The organism is Acidovorax sp. M2(2025) (genome assembly GCF_049330835.1).
Lineage (GTDB): Bacteria > Pseudomonadota > Gammaproteobacteria > Burkholderiales > Burkholderiaceae_C > Acidovorax.
In genome coordinates this window covers 700181-725012 of the sequence record NZ_CP186262.1, presented here as the reverse complement: position 1 = coordinate 725012, position 24832 = coordinate 700181, and the positions used below count along the sequence as shown (strand labels likewise).

Genomic DNA, 24832 nt, shown 5'->3' with positions numbered 1-24832 from the left:
GCCTCCATGCCAGAGAACAACCAGGAGACAAGATTGACCGACCTTTCACGACTGATCCGCCCCCGCTCGATTGCCCTTGTCGGCGCCTCGGACCGCCCGCAGAGCATTGGCGAGCGCACGCTGACCAACTTGCTGGACCATTCGGAGTTCGACGGAGACATCTACCTCGTCAACCCGACCAAGGCGGAGATCCGCGGCCGCCGCTGCTGGCCCAGCATCGCGTCGCTGCCCGCCACGCCGGACGTGGCGGTGATCGTGGTGCCCGCCTCCGGCGTGCTGGCGGTGGCCGAGGAGTGTGCAGCCCGGGGCGTACCCTTCGCCATCGTGCTCACCTCGGGCTTTGGCGAGGCGGGCGAAGAAGGCGAGCGCGCCCAGGCGCGGCTCAAGGAGATTGCCGACGCGGGCGGGATGCGCCTGTACGGTCCCAACTGCCCCGGCCTCACCAACGTCAACCACCGCCTGGGCCTGACCTTCTCGCCTTCCTTCCCGCACGACCTGGTGAAGGGACCGATCGGCCTGGCCACACAGGGCGGCGGCCTGGGGCGCAACGTGATGCAGGCCATGGACCGGGGCATCGGCATCGGCCTGTGGGCCTCCACCGGCAACGAGGTGGATCTGCAGGTGGCGGACTTCATCCACTACATGGCCGACGCCCCCGACATCAAGGTGATCGTGACCCTGCTGGAGGGCATCAAGGACGGCGCAAAGTTCGTGGCCGCCGTGAACCGCGCCGCGGCCAACGGCAAGCCCGTGATTGCACTCAAGGTGGGCAAGTCGGCCTACGGGCAAAAGGCGGCGCAATCCCACACCGCGTCCCTGACAGGGTCGGCCGAGGTGAACAGTGCCGTGTTCCAGCAGTGCGGCGTGATCGAGGTGGACGACATCGACGAGCTGGTCGATACCGCCTGGCTGTTTGCACGCGGCGAGCCGGCGCCCAGCGAAGGGGTGGCCATCTACACCTCGTCGGGCGGCACGGCGGCCTTGACGGCAGACGCCGTGGGCACGGCAGGCCTGACCCTGGCGCAGTTTGCTCCGCACACGCGGGAAGTCCTGGCCGCGCTGCTGCCCGACTTCGCCGCGCTGGACAACCCGGTGGACACCACCGCCGCCGTGCTGAGCGATGCGGCGCTGATCGAAAAGTCGCTGAGCGCCGTGGCGGCGGACCCGAACCTGGGCTGCGTGATCGTTCCCATCGCGCTGGACTACGGCGAGACCACCATCCAGCTGGCGCGCACCATCATCGCGGCGCAGAAGGGGTGCGCCACACCCATCCTGCCCATCTGGATGAGCGACCGCATGGGCGAGGGCTACCGCATGCTCGTCGAAGCCGGATTCGCGCCGCCGCGGTCGGTGGGCAAGGCCATCAAAGCTATCCAGCGCTGGATCGACTATGGCCGCTGGAAGCGCACCCGCGGCACGCACACGCAGCTGAACCCCGTGGCGGCGCTGCCGCCCGCCCGCGCCACGCGCAGCCTGTCCGAGGCCGAGGCCAAGTCCCAGCTGCTGGCGGCCGGCATCCCGCTGCTGCCCAACGCCCTGGCCCGCTCGGTAGAGGAAGCCGTCGCAGCGGCCGACGCCATGGGCTACCCGGTAGTCGCCAAGATCGCCAGCGAGCAGATCGTGCACAAGTCCGACATCGGCGGCGTCATCGTGGGGCTGCAGAACGCCGACGAACTGAGCCAAGCGTGGGAGGACATCATGGCGGCTGCGAAGCACCACCGTCCCGACGCGCACATCGACGGCCTGCTGATCGAGAAGATGGCGCCGCGTGGCGGCATGGAGCTGATGGTCGGCGTCACGCGCGACCCGGTGTTCGGCCCTGTGATGACCTTCGGCCTGGGCGGCATCTACGTGGAGATCTTGCGCGACGTCACCCGGCGCATGCTGCCGCTTTCTGCCAGCGAGGCTGCCGCGATGGTCCGCGAGATGCGGTGCTTCCCCCTGCTGGAGGGCGCACGCGGCCGGCCACCGGCGGACCTGGAGGCGCTGCAAACGCTGCTGCTGCGCCTCTCGGACTTCGTGATGCGCAACGCAGGCCGCATCGAGGAAATGGACCTCAACCCCGTGTGGATTGGCGCGCAAGGCGAGGGCGTGCTGCCGCTCGACGCCGTGATCATCGAAAGAACCGCCGCATGACCGCCACCACAGCCCGGCCGCCGCTGCAGGGCATCACGGTGGTCGATTTCAGCGAGCTGCTGCCAGGGCCCTTCCTGACGCAGAACCTGGCGGAGATGGGCGCGCGCATCCTCAAGATCGAGCGCCCTCCGCACGGCGACAACGCGCGCCACCTGGGCCAGGGTGCCTTCGCGGCTGTGAACCGGGGCAAGCAGAGCCTGCTGGTGGACCTCAAGGACGAAACCCAGCGCGCCCAGGTTCGCGAGTTGATCGCGTCGGCCGACGTGGTGGTCGAGTCCTACCGCCCGGGCGTGATGGCGCGCCTGGGCCTGGATGCCGCCGCACTCTGCCAGGCCTACCCGCGCCTCATCTATGTGTCCCTCAGTGGCTACGGCCAGACGGGGCCCTGGGCCGACCTGCCGGGGCATGACATCAACTACCTGGCCGCCGCCGGGGTGCTGGCCGTCTCGGGCCCGTCGGACGGCGCCCCCGCGCAGAGCTTCGGGCTGCCGGTGGCCGATCTGTGCGGGACCATGTACGCACTGTCCGCCACGCTCGCCGCGCTGTTCCAGCGCGAGACCACGGGCCGGGGGCAGTACCTGGACGTGGCGCTGGCGGATTGCGCCTTGCACTGGATGAACCCACGGCTGGGCGCCTACCGGTCGGCCGGTGCCCGCACGGTGCAGGCGCAGCGCGAGGCCACGCTGGTCAAGGCCGCCTACGGCGCGTTCCGGTGCAAGGATGGGCGCTACGTGTCGATTGCCGCGCTGGAAGACCATTTCTGGAAGCGCCTGTGCACTGCCCTGCCGCTCGCGCCCTTCGATGGGCCGGAGTACGCCGCGCACAAGGCACGCAAGGCAGTCGCTGATGCGATCAACCGGCGCATTGCGCAGGCCTTGGAGCCCCTGGATTCGCGGGAAGCCTTCGGGCTGCTGTGCCGTCACGACGTTCCCGCCGCGCCGGTGGTGCACCCCGCCGAACTGTCGGCCCAGGCGCACTTTGCCTCGCGTGGTAAGTTTGCCACGGGGGATGACATGCCCTGGGTCCGCTTTCCGGTGGCCCTGGAGGGGATGGGCGGCACCGACCTGGCGGGCGCGCCGCCGCTGGGCGCGGGGATCGACTGAGCCATGGCCGCCGTCCTGCGCACGCGCATCACCCAGCTGCTGGGGATCGACCACCCCATTCTGGGAGGCGGCCTGATGTGGCTGTCCGACGCCCGGTATGTGGCGGCGCTGGTGAATGCGGGCTGCATGGGTTTCATCACGCCCCGGTCGTATGCCAGCGAAGCGGATTTCCGGGATGCCCTCGCGCTATGCGCGGAGCTGACCCACGGCAAGCCCTTTGGCGTGAACCTCACGCTCTCGCACCGGCCTGAAGCCAACGCCATGGTTCCGCGCTGGATGGATGCCGCCCTGGCGCAGGGCGTGAGGATCTTTGAGACCGCGGGGCATGCGCCGGCGGAACTCATCGCCGCGCTGCACCGGGCCAACGCCATCGTGGTCCACAAGGCCTCCAGCATCCGCCACGCGCTGTCCGCAGAACGCGCTGGCGCCGATGCCATCGCGCTCGTCGGCATGGAGGAAGGCGGGCACCCCGGCACAAACGAGCTGCCCACCATGCTGATGGGTGCGCTCGCCCAGGGCCAGTTCAGCGTGCCCGTGGTACTGGGGGGCGGCATCGGGCGCGGCAGGCAGCTGGCGGCGGCACTGGCCCAAGGACTCGATGGCGTGCTCATCGGCAGCCGCTTTCTGGTGTGCGAAGAAATCCGCACGCACCCCCGCTACAAGGAGCACCTGCTGACCTGCGACGAGCACTCCACGGTGCGCCTGCTGCAGTCGCTGGGCAGCACCTGGCGCGTGCTGCGCAACGAGACCGCACGTCAGGTGCAGGCCATCGAGCAGGCCGGCGCCCGGGACCACGCGGCCTTCGGCGACCTCATCAGCGGCACCACCACGCGCGACCGTTGCTACGCGCAGGGCGACTGGCAGCAGGGCATGGCCTCGCTCGGGCCCTCGATCGCGTTCGCCCGGCGGATCGAGCCGCTGCAGGCGATCGTGGACGGCCTGGTGGCGGAGGCGGTGCAGGCCATCGCCGCCCTGCGCGCCATCACGGCCACCGACGCATTGGATGCAATGAATTCGATGGAGCAAAAACGATGAACCGATTGCCTTTCATGGACCGGCTGGTGGTGCCGGTCATTGCAGCGCCCATGCTGCGCGTCTCGGGGATTGAATTGGTGTCGGCGGCCTGTGCTGCGGGCGTCATTGGCGCCTTCCCGACGGCCAACTGCGCATCGCTGGACGAGTTTGAGGCCTGGCTGCAGCGCCTGAACCGCGAGGCTGCCGAACAGCCGCAGCGGGCCCCGTACTGTCCAAATCTCATCATGCGCCGCAGCCCCGAGCGGCTCAAGGCCGAGGTGGATCTGATCGTGCGGCACCGCACCGAGCTGGTGATCACCAGCGTGGGCTCGCCGGCCTCGGTGATTCCCACGCTGCACGACGGCGGCTGCCGGGTGTTGGCCGACGTGGCATCGCTGCACCACGCGGAGCGCGCACTAGAGGCGGGCGTCGACGGCCTGGTGCTGCTGTCCTCGGGGGCAGGCGGACACACCGGCTGGGCCAACCCGTTCGCCTTCGTGCGCGCCGTGCGCCAGCTGTTCAACGGCCCCATCGTGCTGTCGGGCGGCTTGTCGGACGGCGTTGCCCTGCGCGCCGCCACGGTCCTGGGCTGCGACCTGGGGTGCGTGGGCACGCGCTTCATCGCCACCCAGGAGAGCCTGGCCTCGGACCCATACAAGCAGATGCTGCTGCACAGCTCCATGGACGATGTGCTGGCCACGCGCGCCTTCACGGGGCTGCCCGCCAACTTCCTGAAGCCCTCCATCGTCCGGGTCGGCCTGGACCCCGACGACCTGGACGAAACCGTGTCGGTGCAGGCGGCCCGCGAGAAGTTTGGCGGCGGTTCGGAAAGCGCCGTCATCCAGCGCTGGGCAGACCTCTGGAGCGCGGGGCATTCCGTGTCGGGCGTGAATGCCTTGCCGCCGGTCGCCGAGCTGGTGCAGTCGATGCACGCGGAGTTCAACGCGGCCGGCTGACGGCGGCACCGCCCTGCCCCGGCCTGCTGCCTCACCGCAGGCTCAGCGTCTGCCGCTTCCACCCCGCGTCCTGCCAGCGCTGGAACAGGGGCAGCGCGGCCACGTCGCCGGTAACGCGCTCCGTGGTCAGTCCGTCCAGGCGCACCACCTCGAAGCTCTTGCGGTAGCGGCCCTGGCCCCGGGCTTCGCGGGCCACCAGCATCTGTTGGCCGCCGGGCACCCAGCCGGCCCACTCGGCCACGCCGGTCTCGGGCGTGGCGGGTGCGGGGGGCAGCACATCGGCCACCCAGCCGCCTTCGCTCTTGCGCAGCACCCACAGCTCGCGCCAGCCTTCCAGGGGCTGCACGGCCAGCGCCACGGCCGTGCCCTCGCGGTTGGTGCTGGCCGATGCCATCCACACCACGCCATAGGTGCAGCGGCGCAGCAGCGCGGCCTGGGCGGTGTGCTGGGCATCCACCAGCAGCACGCAGGTTTCGCCGGGGGCGCCGGGCTCGGTGCGCAATGCGGGGCGCGAACCGGCGGGCGCCACGGCCGCCACGCTGGGCACAAGGGCCCAGCGCACGGCGCTCACGCGCATGGCGGCGTCGTTGTAGGCGCTCTGGTCTTCGTCCGTCAGATCGGCCCGGCTCACGCCCGCGAACTCCGCCAGGGCGCGCGCCGCGGCGGCGGCCACGGCCGGGTCGGCGGTGTTCTTGCGGGCCTGCTGGAAGGCCGTCGCGCCCCACACGCTGGCGCGGCGCATCTGCACCCGGTTGCGCAGGTAGCCGGGCAGGCCGGCCACGTCCGCGCGCTCCAGCACGTCGGCCTGCCAGGCGATGACTTTGGCGCGCTCATGTGCCGGCAGGTCGGGGTTGATGCACTCGGGGCGGGTCAGCGCCAGGGCGGCGCGGGCGCGCTGCCCGGCATCGGCCGCGGGCATGGCCAGCAGGCGGCGAAAAGCCTCGCCGTCGTAGCAGACCTGCATGCGGCCTTCGACCTCGTAGGTGGCAAAGCGCACGCCGTAGCCGCTGGCCACGTCCAGGTGTGCCGACAGCGTGGCGCCCGAGGCCTTGCCCGGCACAGCCGCCGAGGCGCGGCGCGCCAGCCGGTCGGCAAAGGCACCCAGCGCATCGAAGGCCTGCGCACCCTCCGCGCCCGCCAATGTCTGGGCCGGCGCGGCCTGCAGGTAGGCGGCGATGAGGCCGATGCCCAGCGCCTCGGCGCCCGGCGTGTCCTGCACAAAGCGCGCCACGGCCAGCAGCGCGGGCCCTTCGGCCTCGGTGAGCGCCATGCGGCGCACGTCGCTGGCGCGGACGAAGCCGCCGCGCTCGCGCTTGTGGTCCCACACCTGCAGGTAGTCCAGGCGCTCGCCGCGCACTTCCAGCACTTCACCCTGCCAGAGCACGGTCTGCTGCTGGGCGCCATCGCGCGGTGCGGCGCGCAAGCTGGCCTGGTCCTGCACCACGATGGCGGTGCCGAGGGTGCCAGGCACGGGGGCGGGGGACGTGGGTGCAGCTTCAGCGGCCACGGTGGCGGCGGCGCTGGCCACGGCCACCACCAGGGTTGCGAGGGTGGCGTTCATGTTATTGCTCCGTGGTGGTTGCGGTGGCGTCGTCGGCGGGTGCCGCGGCCTGCGCAGCCCCGGCCTGGGCGTTGCGCTGGCCACCCAGCAGCGCGGCGCCAATGAAGTCGCCGTTGGTGGGCGGGGGCGCGATGATGACCTGGATCTTGTCCGACAGCTTGTCCGCCAGCGTCTTCTGGATGAGCAGCGGGTGCTTGGTGACGAGGGCGCCTTCGCGCGCCATCTGCTCGGCGTTCACCTTGCCGATGCGGTCCGTGCGGTAGGCCTCGGCCTCGGCCAGCTTCTGGCGGGCTTCGGCCTCGCCCGCGGCTTCGATGCGGCGGGCCTGGGCCGCGCCTTCGGCGGCCTTCACGCGGGCCACGCGCTCGGCTTCGGCCTCCAGCTGGCGCTGCTCGATCTGGCGCTGCTTGAAGGGCAGCACATGCTTCATGGCTTCTTCCTGGGCCTTGGCGGCAATGACCTGCTCGCGGGCGGCGGCCTCGGCGGCGACCTCGCGGCGCACCTTCTCGGCGGTGGCGTCCAGCTCGTTTTCCTTCACGCGCTTGTCTTTCAGCTCCAGCGTGTAACGCATCTTCTCGGACGCCAGCTCTTCGGCCAGCAGGCTGTCCATGCCGCGCCGGTATTCGGCGGGCAGGTCCACCTTGCCGATCTGCACGCTGCGCAGCGTGACACCATCGGCCGCCAGGCGGGCGCGCAGTTCCGTTTCAATGGTTTGCGCAATCTCGGCGCGCTTGGACGAGAAGATCTCGCGCACCGTGTAGCGGGCAAACACCTTGTAGACCAGGCCCTGCACCGCCGGCTCCACGATGTCGGCGCCCACGTTGTCGGGCAGGTTGCCGGCCTTGACGGCGGGCGAGCTGGGGTCCAGCGCGTAGCGCACGCTCAGGTCCAGGCCCAGGGAGAGGCCCTCCACCGACTGCAGCGGCGCGCTGCCGTTGGCCTGGCGCATGGTCTCGGGGCGATAGCTCTGGTCGCGCAGCGAAAACACACGCAGGGTGTGCAGCCCCGGCACCACCCACACGCCGCCGTCGCGCCACAGGCTGACGTCGCCGGTGAACTGGTTCAGTCGCACCCCCAGCTCGCCCTGCGCCAGATGCTGCACCGGCGGGTTGCGAACCACCATGAGGCCCGCTGCGGCCACCACGGCGCCTGCGGCCAGCCAGCGCACGGTGCGGGCGGTGGGCAGCAGGTAGGCCCAGTTCAGGGGCGCGGCCGGTGCGGCGCCCACTGCGGCGGGGTCGCCTTGCAGGCCGGCATCCAGGACGGGCTCGGTGCCCGCCTCGGGCAAGGAGGTGGAAGAGCGGCCCTTCAGGGTCTGCACGATGCGGTACCAGGTGGCTTTCATGGTGTTTTCTCTCTCTCGGGTGGGTTTGGTGTTGTTGTCGGTCTCTGGGCCGCCGCCGTGGCAGGCTCATTGAGGACCGATTGTTCGAATCCACCCCGGAAGCAACAACGCGGCGCGCCGCCCAAACCCGTCACACCACCCGCGCGAATGCTCCGGCTCCGGAAGAAAAACTCACGCCGGTGCCGCCGGGCGGCCGGGATAATCCGCCCACCCCCACTGACCCGCCCTGCCCATGACCCGCATTGCCGTGATCGAAGACGACCTGCCCACCAGCAACCAGCTGGCCGGCTGGATTGCCAGCGCCCGAAGCGGCATCGTGATCGACCAATGGTTCACCCGCGACGACGCCGAGGCCGCCCTGGCCCGCGAGCACTACGACGCCGTGGTGCTGGACATCGAGCTGGGCCGCGAGCGCCATGCGGGCGTGGCGCTCATCAACGCCATCAACAAGCGCCGCCAGGGCACACCCGTGCTGGTGGTGTCGGCCATGCCGGCGGCCATCTACCGCAGCATCATGAAGGCGCTGGACGCGTGGGACTACCTGCAGAAGACCACGTTCGAGGAGTCCGACTTCATCGAGACCTTCCTGGACATCCTGCGCACGGCCAGCCCGGCCGCCGCCGCGCCCGCAGCCCCGGCGGGCGACGCGCTGGTGCTGGACCCGCTGTGGCAGCGCAGCCCTACCTGGCGCGGCGAGCGCATCAACCTGCCGCTGACGGCCCAGCGCATCCTGGCCACGCTGCACCAGCGCAGCGGCGAAGTGGTGTCGTACGACGAACTGTTCGAGGTGGTGAAAAGCGGCCGCAGCCGTGACAACGTGCGCAAGCATGTGAGCACGATCCGCGAGGCGTTGCGCGAAGTGGACCCTTCGTTTGAAGGCATTGAAAACGTGCCGATGCGGGGTTTCCGCTGGGTGGGCCTGCCCGCCGCATCGGGCAGCAAGCGCCCATGAAACGCCTGCTGCGCCCGGCCCTTGAAATCCCCCGCCTGGAGATGCCCCGGCTGGGCCTTCCAGCCTTCCGGCTGCGCATCCTCGTGCGCGGGGTGTTCCTGCTGCTGGCCGTGGCCACGCTGGCGTTGAGCGTGGTGCTGCTCAAGGAAGAGAAGGAACGCGCCTGGCAGGGCTACCAGCACGGCTTCGAGCGCAGCCAGGCCGAGGTGATGGCCCGGCTGCGCCACCCTGCGGGCCAGTTGGCCCTGCTCAATGCCCATCTGCAGGGCCAGGCCGCCACCCCGCTCGCGCCCGTGCTGCTGCCCTACGCAGCCATTGACTTCGACGACCAGAACAAGGCCCAGCAGGCGGTGGAGATGGCGGGCTGCGCGGTGCAATACCCTGACGGCGCCACGGCCTGCGCGGCGATCGGCAACAACCCCTACGCGGGCGGCTTCATCTACCTGGTGGGCAGCTTCTACGCGGGCGAGCTGGTACCGCGCGAGCGCGGCGCGCTGGAGCTGGCCGGCGTGCACCGCGCGCGCATCACGCTGGACATGCGCGGCGCCACCTACCGCTGGGTGGCGCCCTTCGAGGCCCTGCCGCCGCAGGGCAGCCTCCAGACGCGCGGACGGCTCACCGGTTTTGTGGACAACAGCAATGGCGAGGACAGCGAGGGCGCCGACCAGCTGGACGCCCGCGCCCGCCCGGTGCGCGACTTCCGCGGCTGGCTGTGGCAGAACAACCTGTGCCGCGACCTGGCCGGCACGCCGCCCGGCTGCCAGCGCCGCACCTTCTATTCCGTGCGCCTGCCGGTGGAGCTGTTCCGCGAGGCGCTGTTCAACCACAAGCAGCGCGTGGTATGGCCGCCCGAAGACCTGGGCAGCATGCGCGTGCGCATTGAGATGCTCGGGCCCGGCTCCGCGCCCGTGCTGTTTGACAGCAACACGCCCGGCGCGCAGCCCGCGGCCTCGCTGGCCGAGGTGGCGCGCTCGCTGCTGCCCGGCGAGAAGGCTCAGGTCCGCAAGCTGGGCAGCAGCGCGCAGGAGGCGATCATGCTGCACGGCTCGGCAGTGGAGGCGGGCCCGTCGGCCCCCTGGCTGATGCGCCTGATCAGCTGGCTGCCGCTGGATGGCACATGGACGCGCCCCAGCCAGCGCCCGCAGCCCGCGGTGCCCGCCGGCCTGGACATCCTGGACACCCCCGTGGGCAACTACGCCGTCACCTTCACCGGCGACCTGCGGGGCGTGGAGCAGGGCCTGGCGGTGGTGGCCACGCGCATGGCGTGGTACCTGGGCGCCATGCTGGCCGCCATCGGGCTGGCCTGGCTGGTGGTGGAAGTGGGCCTGCTGCGCCGCGTGACCGCCCTCACCCGCCGCGCCGCCGCCGTGTCGTACAACGTGCAGGACGGCCACATCGGCCCGCGCCTGGGCGACCTGGAGGTGTCCGACCTGCGCGGATCGGACGAGCTGGGCATCCTGGCCGGCGGCCTGGCCGACCTGCTGCAGCGCGTGAAGGACGACCTGGCGCGCGAGCGCCTGCGCGCCCAGCAGGAGCGCGACATGTGGCACGCCGTGGGGCACGAGATCATGTCGCCCCTGCAGTCGCTGATGGTGCTGCACGGCGGCGCCGAGGACCCCGGCCACCGCTACGTGCAGCGCATGCAGCAGGCGGTACACGTGCTCTACGGCACGGCCTCACCCGCCGAGGCGCTGCAGGCGGCCGACGTGCCCCAGGGCCGGCTGGACCTGGACGCCTTCCTGCACCATGTGGCCGACAACGCGCACTTTGCGGGCATCGCCAACGTGGTGTACCAAGGCAGCCCCGGGCCGGTGATCGTGCGGGCGGATGAGTTTGCGCTGGAGGACGTGGTCACCCACATCCTGGGCAACGCCGACCGCTACCGCCCCGCCGGCTCGCCCATCACGCTGACGCTGGCTGCGTCCGAATCCACCGCCAGCGCCACCTTGCACAACCAGGGCTCGACCATCGAGGAAAACCTGCTGGAACGCATCTTCGAACTGGGCGTGTCGGACCCCGGCCTGCCCGCGCCCATGGGCGAAACCGAGCACCGGGGGCAGGGGCTCTTTGTGGCCAAGACCTACATGGCAAAGATGGGCGGCACCATCAACGCGCGCAACGCGGAAGGCGGCGTGGCCTTCACGCTCACCTTCCAGCGCCTGGGCTGAAGAGCGGCTTGCGCGATCGTCTGCGCAGGACCGCGGCGCCGCTGCGGACGGCGGCGTCTGGCGGTGTCTGACAGACAGCCGCCGCGCCCGGGCGTACGCTGCCCTTCCATGGGTAGGCCGCTGCCTGCCCGCGTTCGAAAAAGGAGTTGTCCCATGCGATACCGTGATGCCGTCAAGCCGCTTTTCACCGCCACCCTGCTGCTGGCCTGCGCCGCCGCCAGCGCCCAGACCCCGCCGCAAGATGCACGGGCGCGCTACGAGCAGGAACGCCAGCGGTGCCAGACGAACAACACCCAGGACAGCCTGGCCACCTGCCTGCGTGAAGCCACCAACGCCTACGACGCAGCCCGCAAGGGCCAGCTGAGCGACCCCGGCCCGATTGCCATCGCCAACGCAACCCAGCGCTGCGAAGCGTTCCAGAACACGGCGGACCGAGCGGAATGCGTGCGCCGGATCGAAAGCGACCCCGCCAGCGGCTCCGTGTCCGGGGGCGGCGTGCTGCGCGAATCGGTCACGACCACGGTGATTCCCCAGTAAGCCCGAGGCGGCAGAATATTAATAGAAATGGCCTCTAGCGCTTATCCATCAAGCGCTGATAGCTATTAATTTAATAGCAATTGCAGCAGGCTGCCGCTGCGGGGCACGTACCAGCGGCAGGCCCCGAAGGCTCAGGCTGCGGCGAGTGCGCCGCGCATTGCGTCCACGACCGCCTTGTAGTCCGGCTTGCCGAAAATGGCGCTGCCGGCCACGAAGGTGTCTGCACCGGCGTCGGCCACGCGGCGGATGTTGTCGGCCTTGATGCCGCCATCCACTTCCAGGCGGATGTCCTTGCCCGAGGCGTCGATGCGCTTGCGCACGGCCTCGATCTTGCGCAGGGCAGAGTCGATGAAGCTCTGGCCGCCAAAGCCGGGGTTCACGCTCATGATGAGGATGAGGTCGATGTCGTCGATCACCCAGTCCAGCACGTCCAGCGGCTCGGCGGGGTTGAACACCAGGCCCGGCTTCACGCCCTTGGCGCGGATGGCCTGGATGCTGCGGTGCACGTGGCCCGCAGCGTCCGGGTGGAAGCTGATGTAGTCGGCACCTGCCTCGGCGAAGGCGGCTGCCAGCGCGTCCACGGGCTGGATCATCAGATGCACGTCGATGGGCACGGCCGCGCCGGCAGGCGTCTTGGCGTAGGGCTTCAAGGCCTGGCACACCATGGGGCCAAAGGTGAGGTTGGGGACGTAGTGGTTGTCCATCACGTCGAAATGGATCCAGTCGGCGCCGGCGGCGATGACGCTCTGCACTTCTGCGCCCAGGCGGGCGAAATCGGCAGACAGAATGGAAGGGGCAATGCGGTAGGTGGGGCTGCTCATGCCCGGATTGTCGCAAAGCCCGCGGCCCCGCGGTTTTTTGCCGGCCACGGTTACCATTCCGCCATGCCCAAGTACCAGTTCGATGTGGCGGTGGTCCCCGAGTACCTGCCCGAGCAGTCGTCGCCCGAGAGCGCGGTGTTCAGCTTCGCCTACACGATCACCATCACCAATGCCGGCGACGCGCCGGGACAGCTGATTTCACGCCACTGGGTCATCAGTGATGCGCAGGGCCACACCGAAGAGGTCAAGGGCCTCGGCGTGGTGGGCCACCAGCCGCTGCTCAAGCCCGGCGAATCCTTCCAGTACACCAGCGGCTGCCGGCTGCGCACCTCCAGCGGCACCATGCACGGCACCTTCCATTGCGTGGCGGAAGACGGCGAGCCGTTTGACGCCCCGGTGCCCCTTTTTGTGCTGGAAGCCGTGCACCAGGGCCCGGGCGGCGGGCCCATCAGCGGCCGGGTGCTGCATTGACGGCGAAGAACCAGGGCTTGCCCCTCCCCGCCCCGGCCGACCTCCCCAGCCTGCTGGCCGCGCTGGACCCCGAGGCCGGCCTGGCCGTCCGCCATCTGTGGCTGATCCAGCTGCTGGACTGGGTGCGTGGCGGCGGCGACTCCGTACCGGCCGCCGTGGGGCGGGTCCAGCTGTTCCTGGATGCGGTGGAAGCCCGGCCCGAGGCCGCGGCCCGCCTGCGGGCCTGGTGGACCACGCTGGTGGAGCACGTGGACATCACCACGCTGCTGGCGGATTTCGGCTTCGCGCCCCGCACCGCGCTGGTCAGCGAGATGGCCGAGCGCCTGCGCACCAAGCTGCTGCCGCACAGCCCCGAGACCATCGACGCGTCGGAGCTGTTCATGCTGGCCCTGCCGGGCGAATTCGACGCGCAATGGCTGGCGGCGCTGGAGGAAACCCAGCTGCAGCGCCTGATCGCGCTGCTGGCCCCGCCCCCGGCGGACGAGGCCCGGGGCGGCGCCTCGCGCTGGCAGAAGGCGCTGCTGGACGCCATCACCTACTGCGCGGGGCAGATCCTTTCCACCGGCTTTGCGCCCGAGTTGCGCCTGCGCATGAGCGAGGCGGCGCGCGATGCGCAGCCCTTTCACGCGCTGATCCGTGATGTGGAGAGCCTGCGGGTGGAGGTGCTGCACGCGCTGCGCACGCCCGACCGCCTGAACGAGGCCGCGCAGCGCCTGCGCGAGCGGCTGGAAGCCTGCCGCGCGGCCGCGGCCACCGTGTACACCCACTTTGAAGACAACGGCATCTCCGTGGGGCTGGTGTTCCGGCTGCGGCAGCTGCGCGAGCGCATCCTGCGGGTGCGCGAGCTGCTGGACTGCCTGCTCTCCCCCACGCCCGCCGCCACCGCCGCGCGCCTGATGGCGCATCTGGTCATGGTGGGGCAGGACCGCCGCAGCCTGCGCGCGCTGCTGGCCTCCAACTCATCGCTGCTGGCCGCCAAGGTGGCCGAGCGCAGCGCCGAGACCGGCGAGCACTACATCACCCGCACCGGCGCCGAGTACCGCGCCATGGTCCGCAAGGCGGCCGGGGGCGGGGCGCTGATGGCCTTCACCACGCTCGCCAAGTTCGGGCTGTACGCGCTGGCCCTGTCGGCCTTCTGGGGCGGCTTCTGGGCCGGCGTGAACTACGCCGTGAGCTTTGTGCTCATCCAGCTGCTGCACCTGACCGTGGCCACGAAGCAGCCCGCCATGACAGCGCCGGCGATGGCGGCCAAGCTCAAGGAACTGGGCACGGGCGGCGGCACCGAAGCCTTTGTGGACGAGATCACGCACCTGGTGCGCTCGCAGGTGGCGGCGGTGCTGGGCAACGTGCTGGTGGTGTTTCCCGCCGTGCTGGCCCTGGCCGCGCTGATTGCCTGGGGCACCGGCGCTCCTGCCATCAGCCACGGCCAGGCCGGGCATGTGCTGGAGTCGCTGCACCTGCTGGGTCCGTCCGTGCTGTTCGCGGCCTTCACGGGGGTCTTGCTGTTCGCGTCGAGCATCGTCGCGGGCTGGACGGAAAACTGGTTCGTGCTGCACCGGCTGGACTCGGCCATCCACTACAACCCGCGCATCACCCGCTGGCTGGGCGCCGCGCGCGCGGCCCGCTGGGCGCGCTTCCTGCGCGAGAACATCTCGGGCTTTGCGGCCAACATTTCCCTGGGCTTCATGCTCGGCCTGGTGCCGGCGTTCGCGGGGTTTTTCGGGCTGGCGCTGGATGTCCGGCATGTCACCCTGTCCACCGGCCAGGTGGCCGCGGCCATGGCGTCGCTGGGGCTGCCGGCGCTGCACTCGCCCGCCTTCTGGTGGGCGGCGGCCACGCTGCCGCTGCTGGGCGCCCTCAACGTGTCGGTGAGCTTCTACCTCGCGTTCCGCCTTGCGTTGCAGGCGCAGAACGTGAGCGGCGTGGAACGCTCGCGCATCTACGCGGCCGTGCGGTCCCGGCTGCGCAGCGCGCCGCTGAGCTTCTTCCTGCCACGGCGCTAAGAACCTGCGGCTTGTCGGGCCGCCAGCGCCAATCGGCGCCCGTGTCCTACATCGGCCGCCTGTTTCAGCCTGTAAATTCAAGCCCGCACGGGGGCGCAACCCCGCAGGGCCCGCCAGGTCCCTGCCGTCAACAACAACAGCACCGCGGGGGGCTCCTGCGGTGACACGGAGGTTCCATGACATGAATGAAATCCTGAGCTTCTGGGCGCAATGGCTGCGCCCCTCGGCCGGGTTGCCCACGGTGCAATGGTCGCTGCTGCTGGCCGTGGCCGCGATGGCAGGCTATCTGACGCAGCGCCACACGGGCCTGCCCAAGGTGCTAGGCTATTCGCTGGTGGGCACGGCCGCCGGGCTGGCGGGGTTCAGCGGGGCCGTGTGGCCGCTGCAGGGCATCGGCCTGTTCCTGCTGGAACTGGGCCTGGCCATCGTGCTGTTCGAATGCGGCGGGCGTATCCCGCTGCGCTGGTTCCGGCACAACCCCATGGTGCTGGTGCAGAGTATTGCCGAATCGGTGCTGACCTACTTTGCCGTGTACTGGGTGCTGGTGTGGCTGAACCTGCCCACGCAGGTGGCGGGGCCCCTCGCCCTGGTGGCGCTGGCCGCATCGCCCGCCGTGCTGACCCGGGTGGTGGCGGACACCCGCGCCGCCGGCCCGGTGACGGAGCGCGCCATCGTGCTTACCACCCTGTCGTCGCTGTACGCGCTGACCCTGGGCAGCGCGCGTGCCGAATTGCTCAACCGCCAGAGCGTGACGGTGCTGGAGACCATCTCGCCCGTGGTGGTGGTGCTGGGGGTTTCCATCATCGTGGCCGCCGTGCTGGCCCTGGTGCTGCGCATGGCGCTGCGCGTGATGAGCCCCACCAGCGAGAACACGTCCATGCTGTTCCTGGCCCTGGTGGCCGCCGGCACCGCCGTGGCCGCGCACATGGGCGGATCGGCGCCGCTGGCCGCGCTGCTGGCGGGCATGCTGCTCAAGCAGCTCAACCCCCGGCCCTGGGCCTGGCCGCGGCAGCTGGGCAATGCGTCTTCGCTGCTGACCATGCTGATGTTCGTGCTGGTCTCCACCGTGGCGGCACAGGCCGACTGGAGCGCGCACGTGGCGGGCGTGGTGCTGGCGCTGATCACGGTGCGCCTGCTGGCCAAGGCCGTGGGCGTGGCACTGGGCAACGTGGGCAGCGGCGCCAGCTGGAAGCAGGCGCTGTGGGTGGGCTGCGCGATGACGCCCATGTCCTCCATCGCGCTGCTGATCGCCTCGCAGTTCGTGCTGGCGTCGCCGTCCACCGGCCACGTCATCGCGGGCGTGGCGCTGCCCGCCATCCTGCTGATGGAGGTGCTGGGCTCGGTGATCGCCACCGTCGCCATCTACCGGGCGGGCGAAAGCTCCAAGCCCTGGGCCGCGCTGACCACCCCTGGCAACCACAACGGAGATACCGGCCGTGAGTCTTGAAGCCTTCAACCATTCCGAACCGCTGACGCTGGGCGTGGAGCTGGAGCTTCAGCTCGTCAACACCAACGACTACGACCTGGCGCCCTACGCCGAGGACATGCTGCGCCTCATGAAGAAAACCCCGCTGCCCGGCAGCGTGGTGCCGGAGATGACGAACAGCATGATCGAGATCTCCACCGGCATCTGCCATTCGGCCAGCGAGGTGCTGGGGCAGCTCACGCCCATCCGCGATGCGCTGGTGCGCAGTGCCGACAAGCTCAACATCGCGGTGGTGGGCGGCGGCACGCACCCCTTCCAGCAGTGGCACGAGCGCCGCATCTACGACAAGCCGCGCTTTCGCGAGCTGTCGGAGCTGTACGGCTACCTGTCCAAGCAGTTCACCATCTTCGGGCAGCACGTGCACATCGGCTGCCCCGATGCGAACGCCGCGCTGCTGATGCTGCACCGCATGAGCCGCTACATCCCGCACTTCATCGCGCTGTCCGCCTCCAGCCCCTATGTGCAGGGGCAGGACACGGCGTTCGATTCGGCGCGGCTGAACTCGGTGTTCGCCTTCCCGCTGTCGGGGCGCGCGCCCATGGCCCTGACCTGGGACGACTTCACGGTCTACTTCAACAAGATGACCCGCACGGGCGTGGTGCGCAGCATGAAGGACTTCTACTGGGACATCCGCCCCAAGCCCGAGTTCGGAACCATCGAGATCCGCGTGTTCGACACGCCGCTGACCATCGAGCGCGCCGCCGCGCTCGCGGGCTATGTGCAGGCCCTGGGGGCCTGGTTCCTGGCCGACCAGCCGTTCATGCCCGAGGAGGACGATTACCTGGTCTACACCTACAACCGCTTCCAGGCCTGCCGCTTTGGCATGGACGCGGTGTACGTGGACCCGGCCACCGGCGACCACATGCCGCTGCGCGAGCACATCCTGCGCACCATGGACACTGTGGCCAGCCACGCCGCCCGGCAAGGGGCGGCGAGCGCCATGCACATGCTGCGCACCGAAGTGGAAGCGGGCCAGAACGACGCCCGCTGGCTGCGCCAGCGCCAGAGCGAGGAGCAGCTGCTGGCCGAGGTGAGCCGCCAGGCGGCGCTGCGTTTCCGCGGCGCGCTTGGGTGAGCGCTCCACGCCGCCCGCCCGGCGGCGGGCTCAGGCAGCCAGGGCCGCCTTGCGGGCCTGCTGGGTGCGCCCGCCATAGCCCCAGTCGCCCGCTGGCAGCTCGCGCACGATGACGTAGCTGGCCTCGGCCAACGGCCCGTCGCCCGCCAGTTGCTGGCGCAGCTCGGCAAAGGCCGCCTGCACGAAAGCGGCTTTCTCCGCCGGCGTGTCGGTGCCCTGCGTGATGTCGCGAGGGTTATGCAGGACATCCCAAGGGGCCGATCTTCAGAACGAGGGTGGGCATGGTGCGGTGGTCTCCTGGGGTGGTGGCATGAAGGCGGTGGCGCAGGCCCGGGGGCGCGCACCCGCGCGGCGCAGGGCCTTGCGAACCCACCGCAGCAGGGTACGGGCAAGCCAGACCTGCGCGTCGCGGACCGCCTCGCGGCGCAGCTCCATCGCGTGGCGCTTGGCCTGCTCGCGCAGGCGGTGGTATTCGTCGGGGGACAGGGGTTGCATGGCGCGCTCCTCGTCGGGGGTTGGCTGGGGTGAACGGGACTGTAGGCACCGCGCACCGCCCGCGAAACAGCGTGCCGCGCAAGGGCGTTTTGCAGCGGGTGCAAGGCCTGGCGCACCCGGGGCCCCGTTACCATTGCCCGATGCGCGACCTCCGTTTCGAAGACCTGCACCTGTTCGTGCGCGTGGCCGAACTGGGCTCGCTCTCGGCCGTGGCGCGCGAGCGCAACGCGCCCGTGAGCCAGGTGTCGCGCACGCTGGCGCGGCTGGAGCAGTCGTGCGGCGCCCGGCTGGTGCACCGCAGCACCCACGGGCTTGCGCTCACGGCCGAAGGGCTCACCTTCCTGGACTACTGCCGGCGCATCACCGGTTCGCTGGACGAGCTGGAAGGCGAGTTCGCCAGCCACAGCGGCCAGCCCAGCGGCTGGGTGCGCGTGGCCTCCAGCTCGGTGGTGGCTGAACACCTGCTGATCCCCAGCTTTGACAGCCTGCAGCAGCGCCACCCGCAGCTGCGCGTGGAACTGGTGGTGGACGACCGCATGGCCGACATGGCGCAGGGCGGCATCGACATTGCCATCCGCACCGGGCCGCCGCCCACTGACACCGTGGTGGCGCGCCCGCTGGGCACGCTGGCGCGCGGGCTGTACGCAACGCCCGGCTATCTGCAGGCCCACGGCGCGCCGCAGCGGCCGGCCGATCTGCGCCAGCACCGGCTCATCACGAACAGCGCGGTGGCTTTCTTGAACCACTGGCCCTTCCAGGTCGATGGCGAGGCGCAGGTGCTGGTGGCCGACGGCCACTGGCGCTCCGGCAGCACCGCCATCACGGCGCGCATGGCGCTGCAGGGCCTGGGCATTGCGCGGCTGGCCACCGTGGTGGCCACGCCGCTGGTGCGCCGGGGCGTGCTTGCGCCTGTGCTGGCGGACTGCGTGGACCTGCAGCCCACCCCCATCCATGCCGTGACCCTGACGCGCCGCCACCGCCTGCCCAAGGTCCAGGCCTGCATCGACCACTGGGCCGTGTGGTTTGCCGCGCAGGAGCGCGGCGGCGCGTAGCGCCCTCCTTCACAGTTTCTTTGCACACACCATGGGTGAATTCGACCTGATCGCACGCTATTTCACGCGCCCCGTGCGCCACGCCGCCCTGGGCGTGGGCGACGACTGCGCGCTGCTGGCGCCCGCAGCCGGCATGCAGCTGGCCGTCTCCAGCGACATGCTGGTGGAGGGGCGGCACTTCTTTGCCGGCGTGGACCCGGAGGCCCTGGGCCACAAGGCGCTGGCCGTGAACCTGTCGGACCTGGCGGCCTGCGGCGCGCGGCCGCTGGCCTTCACCCTGGCGCTGGCGCTGCCGCGGGTGGACGAACCGTGGCTGGCCGGCTTCTCGCGCGGCCTGCTGGCGCTGGCCGATGCGCACGGCTGCGAGCTGGTGGGGGGCGACACCACCCAGGGCCCGCTCAACCTGTGCATCACGGTGTTCGGCGAGGTGCCTGCGGGCCAGGCCTTGCTGCGCAGCGGCGCACGGGCCGGCGATGACATCTACGTGAGCGGCACGCTGGGCGACGCGCGCCTTGCCCTGGAAGCGCTGCTGGGCCATATCGACCTGCCGGCCCCCGTGCTGGAGCGCGCGCGCCAGCGGCTGGAGCGCCCCACGCCACGCGTGGCGCTGGGCCAGGCCCTGCGCGGCGTGGCCAGCAGCGCCATGGACGTGAGCGACGGATTGCTGGGCGACCTGGCCCACCTGCTGAAGGCGTCCCGCGTGGGCGCCCGCATTGACACCCACGCTACTTCAAATTTGATAGCTGCCAGCGCTTACGTACCAAGCGCCGCAGGCCCATTTGATGCAGAAATGGTACGCCAGTGCACCCTGGCCGGTGGCGACGACTATGAGTTGCTGTTCACCGCCCCGCCCGCGCGCAGCGCGGCCGTGGCGGCCGCGGCCCACGCCAGCGCAACCCCCGTGACCCGCATCGGCACGGTGCAGGCGGAGGCCGGCCTGCGGCTGGTGGACGCGCAAGGGCGGCCGGTGGACCACCGCTACGCCTCGTTCGACCACTTCGGGAGCCAATCGGCCGCCCCAGGCGTTCCGTCCCCGCCTGCGCCCCGGCCGCAGCCGGAAGGCCCGGCTGCGCAATAGTTCACGCCCCGGGCCGCCGGCTTGCGGGCGCTAGGTGCAACCAGGTGCAACATCCGGCCCATGGCCTACACCTACCTGTTCTTCCAACCCACGCGCTTGCCGCTGACCACCGAGGAGCTCTCGCCCGACACGGTACAGGTGCTGCGCGACATCGACCACATCAAGGCTTCGCTGGCCCGGGTGCTGCCCGGCCTGCAGTGGGCCCTGCCCACCTGGGGCCACGCCACGGTGCTCGGCCATCCGGTGGAATTCCACCTGCCCGAAGCGGCTGCCGACGGCCCCCTGGCGATGCACTGCACCCTGCGCACCGACTACACCGCCTGGGTGCAGTCGCTGTGCGACACGCTGGGCTGGCTGGCCTTTGACGAGCGGCCCATGTGCCTGCAGCCGCACGGACCGGCCGTGCCGGCCTGAGGCCCTGAACGCGGCCCACGGCCCCCAGCCGCCACCTCACTGCGGCATCGTGGGCAGCTCGTGGGGGCGCAGGTCGAACACCAGCACCTCGGCGCCCTCTCCCTGGCCGAAGCGCAGCGCGCCGGCGTTGCGGATGCGCGCGCCATCGCCTTCGGACAGGCGCTCGCCGTTCACCTCCAGGCTGCCGCGGGCCACGTGCACGTACACATGGCGGTCCGGGCCCACGTCCAGCGTGGCCGTCTCCGCGCTGCCGTCAAACAGGCCGGCATACACGCGGGCGTCCTGGTGCACGGCCAGCGATCCGCCCTCGCCCCCGGGCGAGATGATCTGGCGCAGGCGGCCGCGCTTTTCGGCCGCGCTGAAATGCACCTGCTGGTAGCGGGGCTGCACCCCGCGCGCCCCGGGCACGAGCCAGATCTGCAGAAAGTGCACCGGCTCCTCGTGGGAGTGGTTGAACTCGCTGTGGCGCACGCCCGTGCCGGCGCTCATCATCTGCACATCGCCGGGGCGGATGACCGAACCGGTGCCCATGGAGTCCTTGTGCTCCAGCGCGCCCTCGAGCACGTACGAGAAGATCTCCATGTCCCGGTGCGGGTGCGTGCCGAAACCCTGGCCCGGGGCCACGCGGTCGTCGTTGATGACCAGCAGGTCCGAGAACCCTTGCTGGTTCGCATCGTGGTAGTGGCCGAAGGAAAAGGTGTGGTTCGATTGCAGCCAGCCGTGGTTGGCCTTGCCGCGGTGTTGGGCCTTGCGGATGTCGAGCATGGTGTCTTCCTTTCAGTAGCTGTCGATAAATTTCACACTGGACGCTGTCTTGCAAATCAGCGCAAACTCATTGGCGTTCAGTGCTGCGATGAAGGAAGTATCGGGCGCATGGCCGGTGCTTTGGTTGAAAGGTTTGGCCTTTCATCATCGATAATTTCGATGATTCATATCAAGGCGGTGTGCCCATGCTGAAACTCACCCTCGAAGCCATTGAACTGGTGGATGCCATTGCCCGGCACGGCTCGTTCGCGGGCGCCTCGGAACGGCTGCACAAGGTGCCTTCCACCATCTCCTATGCGGTGGGCAAGCTCGAAGAGCAGCTGGGCCTGGCGCTTTTCACGCGCAACGGGCCGCGCGTGGCGCTTACCCCGGCGGGCCAGGAGCTGCTCAAGGAGGGCCGGTGGCTGCTGGCGTCGGCACGGCAGCTCGAGTCCCGCCTGCGTCAGATCGCCACGGGCTTCGAGTCCGAGCTGCGGCTGGTGCACGATTCGCTCATCCCCACCAGCGCGTTCAGCGACGACATTGCCGCGTTCGAGGCCCTGAACTGCGGCACGCGCCTGCGCATCGGCTGCGAGACGCTGACCGGCACCTGGGAGGCGCTGCGCGAGGGCCGCGCGGACCTCATCGTGGCCGCCGGGGAAGGCCCGGCCGGCGGCGGCTACAAGGCCGTGGCGGTGGGCAGCCTGGACTTTGTGTTCTGCGTGACGGCCACGCACCCCCTCGCCCGGCTGGGCCGGCCGCTCACCCCGGCGGACCTGCTGGAGCACACGGCGGTGGTGGTGGGCGACGGGGCGCGCACGCTGTCGGACCGCACGGTGGGGCTGCTATCGGGCCAACGCCGCATCACGGTGCCCTCCATGCAGGCCAAGATCGCGTGCCAGGCGGCCGGGCTGGGCCATGGCTTTGTGCCGCGGGCCTGCGTGCGCGTGGAGCTGCACAACGGCATCCTCGTGGAACTGCCGGTGCAGGAACCCCGCCCCGACGAGACCTTCTGGCTGGCCTGGAAGCCGGAGCACCGGGGCGAGGCCCTCAAATGGTGGTGCCAGCGCCTGAACCGGCCGCTGCTGCCGGGGATCCTGCCGTACTGACGACGCATGCGGCGCCAGCGCGGCGAGAACCCCGGGGCGAAGGGGGCGCTGGCCTACAACGCCGCTTCGAGAATGCGGCGGCTCACGGCCGGCGTGATCTCGCGCTGCTCGCCCAGCTTGACCATGCCGTGGGCCTCGAGCTGGGCCACGGCCTTGTCGATGACGTCGGCGCCCAGGCCGTAGCCCGACAGCCGGGTGCGGATGCCCATGCTTTCAAAGAAGTCGCGCGTGCGCTCGATGGCGGCGGTGATGCGCTCGTCGTCGGTGCCGGCGGTGATGCCCCACACGCGCTCGCCGTACTGCAGCAGCTTGGCGCGCTTGGCGGCCCGGCGCTCGTTCAGCAGCGCGGGCAGCACGATGGCCAGCGTGCGCGCATGGTCGATGCCGTGCAGCGCCGTCAGCTCGTGGCCGATCATGTGCGTGGCCCAGTCCTGCGGCACGCCGGCGCCGATCAGGCCGTTGAGCGCCATGGTGGCCGCCCACATGAGGTTGGCGCGGTCGTCGTACACCGGCTCGGGGGCGGTGAGCAGGCGCGGGCCGACCTCGATCAGCGTCTGCAGGATGCCTTCGGCAAAGCGGTCCTGCACGGGCGCGTTGACCGGGTAGGTCAGGTACTGCTCCACCGTGTGCACAAAGGCATCCACCACGCCGTTGGCCAGCTGCTGGGGCGGCAGGGTGTAGGTCTTGGTGGGGTCCAGCACCGAGAACACGGGGAAGGTGTGGTTGCTGCCGAACGACAGCTTGGCGCCCTGGGCGCGGTGGGTGATGACACCGCCGTTGTTCATCTCCGAGCCCGTGGCGGGCAGCGTGAGCACGGCGCCGAACGGCAGGGCGCCCGTGACGTTGCGGCCGTGCTTTTCCAGGATGGCCCAGGGGTCGCCGCCCTCAAACTTCACCGCGGCCGCGATGAACTTGGTGGCATCGATCACCGAGCCGCCGCCCACGGCCAGCAGAAAGTCGAACCCGCCTTCGCGGATCTGCGCCACGGCCTTCATGGAGGTCTCGTAGCTGGGGTTCGGCTCGATGCCGCTGAAGGTGGCGTGCTGGCGGCCGCCCAGCGCGGCGCGCACCTCGGCCAGGGTGCCGGTCTTCTCGGCGCTGGCGCCGCCCGCCAGGATCAAGACCTTGGCGGCGGCTGGCACCAGCTGGTTGAGGTCTGCGATGCGGCCCTGGCCGAAGGCGATGTGGGTGGGGTTGTGGAAGTCGAAGTTCAGCATGGCGTGGAGGAAGTGTGGTGGGGGAAGGGGCGCACGGACTGCCCGCGCGCGCAGCAGGCCATTGTGCGACCGGCGCGCGAGGCCTGCACGTCGCCCGCCGGACAACCCCCATCCTTCCGCTCAGGCGCCCCCCGGCGCACCGTCGGCCAGCGCCTGCAGCCGCCCGGCCACGAAGTCGCGCAGCGCCCGCAGCAGCGGCGTGAGCTGGCGCCGGCTCGGGGCCACCAGGAACAGGGGCACGGCCTCCGTCACCCAGCCGGTGCACAGCGGCACCAGGCGGCCAGCGGCCAAGTCGTGGGCCACGTCAAAGAACGACTTGTAGGCAATGCCCCGGCCCCGCAGCGCCCAGCGGCGCACCACGTCGCCGTCGTTGGACACGTTGCGGCTGCGCACGCGCACCTGCACCTCCTGCCCTGCCGCATCCCAGAAGCGCCAGCGGTCGTGCACATCCTCGCCCAGCATGAAGCACAGGCCGTCATGGTCCGCCAGCGCGTGCGGGGTGGCGGGCGCGCCGCGTGCGGCCAGGTAGGCCGGCGCGGCGCAGAGCACGCGGCGGTGCGCGGCCGACAGCGGCAGCGCCACGAGGCTGGAGTCCTGCGGCTTGCCGTAGCGAAAGGCCGCGTCCACCGGCTCGCTGTAGACGTTGGCCATGCGGTCCGACAGCTGCAGGCGCAGGTCGATGCCCGGGTGCTCGGCCTGGAAGTCATCCAGCCACGGCAGCAGCACGTTGCGCCCCAGGTCCGAAGGGGCGGCCAGCTGCAGCGTGCCGCGCAGCCCGCCGGCGCGCCCGCCCTGCAACTGCCCGTGCACCTGCTGCAGCGCGGCCAGGGCGGGGCGGCAGTGCTCCAGGAACAGCGCGCCCTCCTGCGTGAGGCGCAGGCTGCGGGTGGAGCGCACGAACAGCGCCACGCCCAGCTCGGCCTCCAGCCGCTTGAGCGCGGCGCTGGCGGCGGCGGGCGTGAGGTCCAGCGCGCGGGCGGTGGCGGACAGGCTGCCGCTGTCCACCGTGCGCACAAAGATGTCGAGGTCTTGCAGGCTTTTCATGGGAGAGGCCGGGCGTCGTGGCGGTTATTTTCAAATTTTCATTGAATATTT

23 protein-coding genes are annotated in these 24832 nt (G+C 70.6%); 15 read left to right on the top strand and 8 right to left on the bottom strand.

Annotated elements, in window-relative coordinates; all coding sequences use genetic code 11:
- Positions 1-6 precede the first annotated feature (6 nt).
- From ACOYR3_RS03300 to ACOYR3_RS03285, 4 genes are read left to right on the top strand one after another with little or no spacing between them, the layout of a single operon-like run.
- Positions 7-2136, top strand: a complete 2130-nt coding sequence (locus ACOYR3_RS03300) for an acetate--CoA ligase family protein (protein ID WP_422845079.1) — start codon at positions 7-9, stop codon at positions 2134-2136.
- A complete protein-coding gene (locus ACOYR3_RS03295) occupies positions 2133-3239 on the top strand; it encodes a CaiB/BaiF CoA transferase family protein (RefSeq protein WP_422845078.1) in 1107 nt (368 codons plus the stop codon). Before ACOYR3_RS03300 ends, ACOYR3_RS03295 begins: the two co-directional genes overlap by 4 nt.
- Before the next feature lie 3 nt (positions 3240-3242).
- Complete coding sequence (locus ACOYR3_RS03290) at positions 3243-4274, top strand: NAD(P)H-dependent flavin oxidoreductase (RefSeq protein WP_422845077.1); 1032 nt, start codon at positions 3243-3245, stop codon at positions 4272-4274.
- Positions 4271-5209 (top strand): NAD(P)H-dependent flavin oxidoreductase, encoded by a 939-nt coding sequence (locus ACOYR3_RS03285; protein WP_422845076.1) that lies wholly within the window; start codon positions 4271-4273, stop codon positions 5207-5209. The genes ACOYR3_RS03290 and ACOYR3_RS03285 overlap by 4 nt, the downstream gene beginning before the upstream one ends.
- Before the next feature lie 31 nt (positions 5210-5240).
- Here ACOYR3_RS03285 and ACOYR3_RS03280 read toward each other — a convergent pair whose 3' ends face one another.
- Both ACOYR3_RS03280 and ACOYR3_RS03275 read right to left on the bottom strand, forming a co-directional pair.
- The gene (locus ACOYR3_RS03280) at positions 5241-6770 is read right to left on the bottom strand and encodes a hypothetical protein (protein ID WP_422845075.1); all 1530 of its coding nucleotides are present in this window, start codon (positions 6768-6770) and stop codon (positions 5241-5243) included.
- Between the two features lies 1 nt (position 6771).
- The gene (locus ACOYR3_RS03275) at positions 6772-8115 is read right to left on the bottom strand and encodes an SPFH domain-containing protein (protein WP_422845074.1); all 1344 of its coding nucleotides are present in this window, start codon (positions 8113-8115) and stop codon (positions 6772-6774) included.
- 232 nt (positions 8116-8347) lie between these two features.
- Here ACOYR3_RS03275 and ACOYR3_RS03270 point away from each other — a divergent pair, with 232 nt between their 5' ends.
- From ACOYR3_RS03270 to ACOYR3_RS03260, 3 genes are all read left to right on the top strand, one after another.
- Positions 8348-9067 carry a response regulator transcription factor gene (locus ACOYR3_RS03270; RefSeq protein ID WP_422845073.1) on the top strand — a complete coding sequence of 240 codons (720 nt, stop codon included), beginning with the start codon at positions 8348-8350 and terminating at the stop codon, positions 9065-9067.
- On the top strand, positions 9064-11235 hold the full coding sequence (locus ACOYR3_RS03265; protein ID WP_422845072.1) for a sensor histidine kinase: 2172 nt from the start codon (positions 9064-9066) through the stop codon (positions 11233-11235). Before ACOYR3_RS03270 ends, ACOYR3_RS03265 begins: the two co-directional genes overlap by 4 nt.
- 153 nt (positions 11236-11388) lie before the next feature.
- Positions 11389-11772 carry a hypothetical protein gene (locus ACOYR3_RS03260; RefSeq protein WP_422845071.1) on the top strand — a complete coding sequence of 128 codons (384 nt, stop codon included), beginning with the start codon at positions 11389-11391 and terminating at the stop codon, positions 11770-11772.
- A gap of 131 nt (positions 11773-11903) precedes the next feature.
- Here the strand turns inward: ACOYR3_RS03260 and rpe are convergent, their stop codons facing one another.
- A complete protein-coding gene (rpe, locus tag ACOYR3_RS03255) occupies positions 11904-12593 on the bottom strand; it encodes a ribulose-phosphate 3-epimerase (RefSeq protein WP_422845070.1) in 690 nt (229 codons plus the stop codon).
- A gap of 63 nt (positions 12594-12656) precedes the next feature.
- Here rpe and apaG point away from each other — a divergent pair, with 63 nt between their 5' ends.
- The 4 genes from apaG to ACOYR3_RS03235 all read left to right on the top strand — a co-directional run bounded on the left by apaG (position 12657) and on the right by ACOYR3_RS03235 (position 17628).
- On the top strand, positions 12657-13064 hold the full coding sequence (gene apaG, locus ACOYR3_RS03250; RefSeq protein ID WP_422845069.1) for a Co2+/Mg2+ efflux protein ApaG: 408 nt from the start codon (positions 12657-12659) through the stop codon (positions 13062-13064).
- Positions 13065-13081: 17 nt separating this feature from the next.
- Positions 13082-15067: a site-specific recombinase gene (locus ACOYR3_RS03245; RefSeq protein WP_422845068.1), complete on the top strand. Its 1986-nt coding sequence runs from the start codon at positions 13082-13084 to the stop codon at positions 15065-15067.
- A gap of 181 nt (positions 15068-15248) precedes the next feature.
- A complete protein-coding gene (locus ACOYR3_RS03240) occupies positions 15249-16514 on the top strand; it encodes a cation:proton antiporter (RefSeq protein ID WP_422845067.1) in 1266 nt (421 codons plus the stop codon).
- Positions 16504-17628 (top strand): YbdK family carboxylate-amine ligase, encoded by a 1125-nt coding sequence (locus ACOYR3_RS03235; RefSeq protein ID WP_422845066.1) that lies wholly within the window; start codon positions 16504-16506, stop codon positions 17626-17628. The genes ACOYR3_RS03240 and ACOYR3_RS03235 overlap by 11 nt, the downstream gene beginning before the upstream one ends.
- 30 nt (positions 17629-17658) lie before the next feature.
- On the opposite strand, the gene ACOYR3_RS03230 is transcribed toward ACOYR3_RS03235, so the two are convergent.
- Together ACOYR3_RS03230 and ACOYR3_RS03225 are read right to left on the bottom strand one after the other, a co-directional pair.
- Positions 17659-17811: a tautomerase family protein gene (locus ACOYR3_RS03230; protein WP_422845065.1), complete on the bottom strand. Its 153-nt coding sequence runs from the start codon at positions 17809-17811 to the stop codon at positions 17659-17661.
- A gap of 81 nt (positions 17812-17892) precedes the next feature.
- Entirely contained in the window at positions 17893-18123 is a 231-nt protein-coding gene (locus ACOYR3_RS03225; RefSeq protein WP_422845064.1) for a hypothetical protein, read from the bottom strand.
- Positions 18124-18263: 140 nt separating this feature from the next.
- Between ACOYR3_RS03225 and ACOYR3_RS03220 the strand changes: the two genes are divergently transcribed.
- From ACOYR3_RS03220 to ACOYR3_RS03210, 3 genes are read left to right on the top strand one after another with little or no spacing between them, the layout of a single operon-like run.
- Positions 18264-19175 carry a LysR family transcriptional regulator gene (locus tag ACOYR3_RS03220; protein WP_422845063.1) on the top strand — a complete coding sequence of 304 codons (912 nt, stop codon included), beginning with the start codon at positions 18264-18266 and terminating at the stop codon, positions 19173-19175.
- Between the two features lie 31 nt (positions 19176-19206).
- On the top strand, positions 19207-20253 hold the full coding sequence (gene thiL / locus ACOYR3_RS03215; RefSeq protein WP_422845062.1) for a thiamine-phosphate kinase: 1047 nt from the start codon (positions 19207-19209) through the stop codon (positions 20251-20253).
- A gap of 60 nt (positions 20254-20313) precedes the next feature.
- Complete coding sequence (locus ACOYR3_RS03210; protein ID WP_422845061.1) at positions 20314-20667, top strand: hypothetical protein; 354 nt, start codon at positions 20314-20316, stop codon at positions 20665-20667.
- Positions 20668-20703: 36 nt separating this feature from the next.
- On the opposite strand, the gene ACOYR3_RS03205 is transcribed toward ACOYR3_RS03210, so the two are convergent.
- Positions 20704-21432 (bottom strand): pirin family protein, encoded by a 729-nt coding sequence (locus ACOYR3_RS03205; RefSeq protein ID WP_422845060.1) that lies wholly within the window; start codon positions 21430-21432, stop codon positions 20704-20706.
- A gap of 185 nt (positions 21433-21617) precedes the next feature.
- On the opposite strand from ACOYR3_RS03205, the gene ACOYR3_RS03200 reads away from it, so the two are divergent.
- The gene (locus tag ACOYR3_RS03200; protein WP_422845059.1) at positions 21618-22520 is read left to right on the top strand and encodes a LysR family transcriptional regulator; all 903 of its coding nucleotides are present in this window, start codon (positions 21618-21620) and stop codon (positions 22518-22520) included.
- 53 nt (positions 22521-22573) lie between these two features.
- Here ACOYR3_RS03200 and ACOYR3_RS03195 read toward each other — a convergent pair whose 3' ends face one another.
- Complete coding sequence (locus tag ACOYR3_RS03195; RefSeq protein WP_422845058.1) at positions 22574-23737, bottom strand: iron-containing alcohol dehydrogenase; 1164 nt, start codon at positions 23735-23737, stop codon at positions 22574-22576.
- 120 nt (positions 23738-23857) lie between these two features.
- On the bottom strand, positions 23858-24781 hold the full coding sequence (locus ACOYR3_RS03190; protein WP_422845057.1) for a LysR substrate-binding domain-containing protein: 924 nt from the start codon (positions 24779-24781) through the stop codon (positions 23858-23860).
- Between the last annotated feature and the right edge of the window lie 51 nt (positions 24782-24832).

Coding starts and splice junctions, on each gene's coding strand:
- ACOYR3_RS03300 (WP_422845079.1), top strand. CDS start 7: ATGCCAGAGAACAACCAGGAGACAAGATTGACCGACCTTTCACGACTG.
- ACOYR3_RS03295 (WP_422845078.1), top strand. CDS start 2,133: ATGACCGCCACCACAGCCCGGCCGCCGCTGCAGGGCATCACGGTGGTC.
- ACOYR3_RS03290 (WP_422845077.1), top strand. CDS start 3,243: ATGGCCGCCGTCCTGCGCACGCGCATCACCCAGCTGCTGGGGATCGAC.
- ACOYR3_RS03285 (WP_422845076.1), top strand. CDS start 4,271: ATGAACCGATTGCCTTTCATGGACCGGCTGGTGGTGCCGGTCATTGCA.
- ACOYR3_RS03280 (WP_422845075.1), bottom strand. CDS start 6,770: ATGAACGCCACCCTCGCAACCCTGGTGGTGGCCGTGGCCAGCGCCGCC.
- ACOYR3_RS03275 (WP_422845074.1), bottom strand. CDS start 8,115: ATGAAAGCCACCTGGTACCGCATCGTGCAGACCCTGAAGGGCCGCTCT.
- ACOYR3_RS03270 (WP_422845073.1), top strand. CDS start 8,348: ATGACCCGCATTGCCGTGATCGAAGACGACCTGCCCACCAGCAACCAG.
- ACOYR3_RS03265 (WP_422845072.1), top strand. CDS start 9,064: ATGAAACGCCTGCTGCGCCCGGCCCTTGAAATCCCCCGCCTGGAGATG.
- ACOYR3_RS03260 (WP_422845071.1), top strand. CDS start 11,389: ATGCGATACCGTGATGCCGTCAAGCCGCTTTTCACCGCCACCCTGCTG.
- rpe (WP_422845070.1), bottom strand. CDS start 12,593: ATGAGCAGCCCCACCTACCGCATTGCCCCTTCCATTCTGTCTGCCGAT.
- apaG (WP_422845069.1), top strand. CDS start 12,657: ATGCCCAAGTACCAGTTCGATGTGGCGGTGGTCCCCGAGTACCTGCCC.
- ACOYR3_RS03240 (WP_422845067.1), top strand. CDS start 15,249: ATGAATGAAATCCTGAGCTTCTGGGCGCAATGGCTGCGCCCCTCGGCC.
- ACOYR3_RS03225 (WP_422845064.1), bottom strand. CDS start 18,123: ATGCAACCCCTGTCCCCCGACGAATACCACCGCCTGCGCGAGCAGGCC.
- ACOYR3_RS03220 (WP_422845063.1), top strand. CDS start 18,264: ATGCGCGACCTCCGTTTCGAAGACCTGCACCTGTTCGTGCGCGTGGCC.
- thiL (WP_422845062.1), top strand. CDS start 19,207: ATGGGTGAATTCGACCTGATCGCACGCTATTTCACGCGCCCCGTGCGC.
- ACOYR3_RS03210 (WP_422845061.1), top strand. CDS start 20,314: ATGGCCTACACCTACCTGTTCTTCCAACCCACGCGCTTGCCGCTGACC.
- ACOYR3_RS03205 (WP_422845060.1), bottom strand. CDS start 21,432: ATGCTCGACATCCGCAAGGCCCAACACCGCGGCAAGGCCAACCACGGC.
- ACOYR3_RS03200 (WP_422845059.1), top strand. CDS start 21,618: ATGCTGAAACTCACCCTCGAAGCCATTGAACTGGTGGATGCCATTGCC.
- ACOYR3_RS03195 (WP_422845058.1), bottom strand. CDS start 23,737: ATGCTGAACTTCGACTTCCACAACCCCACCCACATCGCCTTCGGCCAG.
- ACOYR3_RS03190 (WP_422845057.1), bottom strand. CDS start 24,781: ATGAAAAGCCTGCAAGACCTCGACATCTTTGTGCGCACGGTGGACAGC.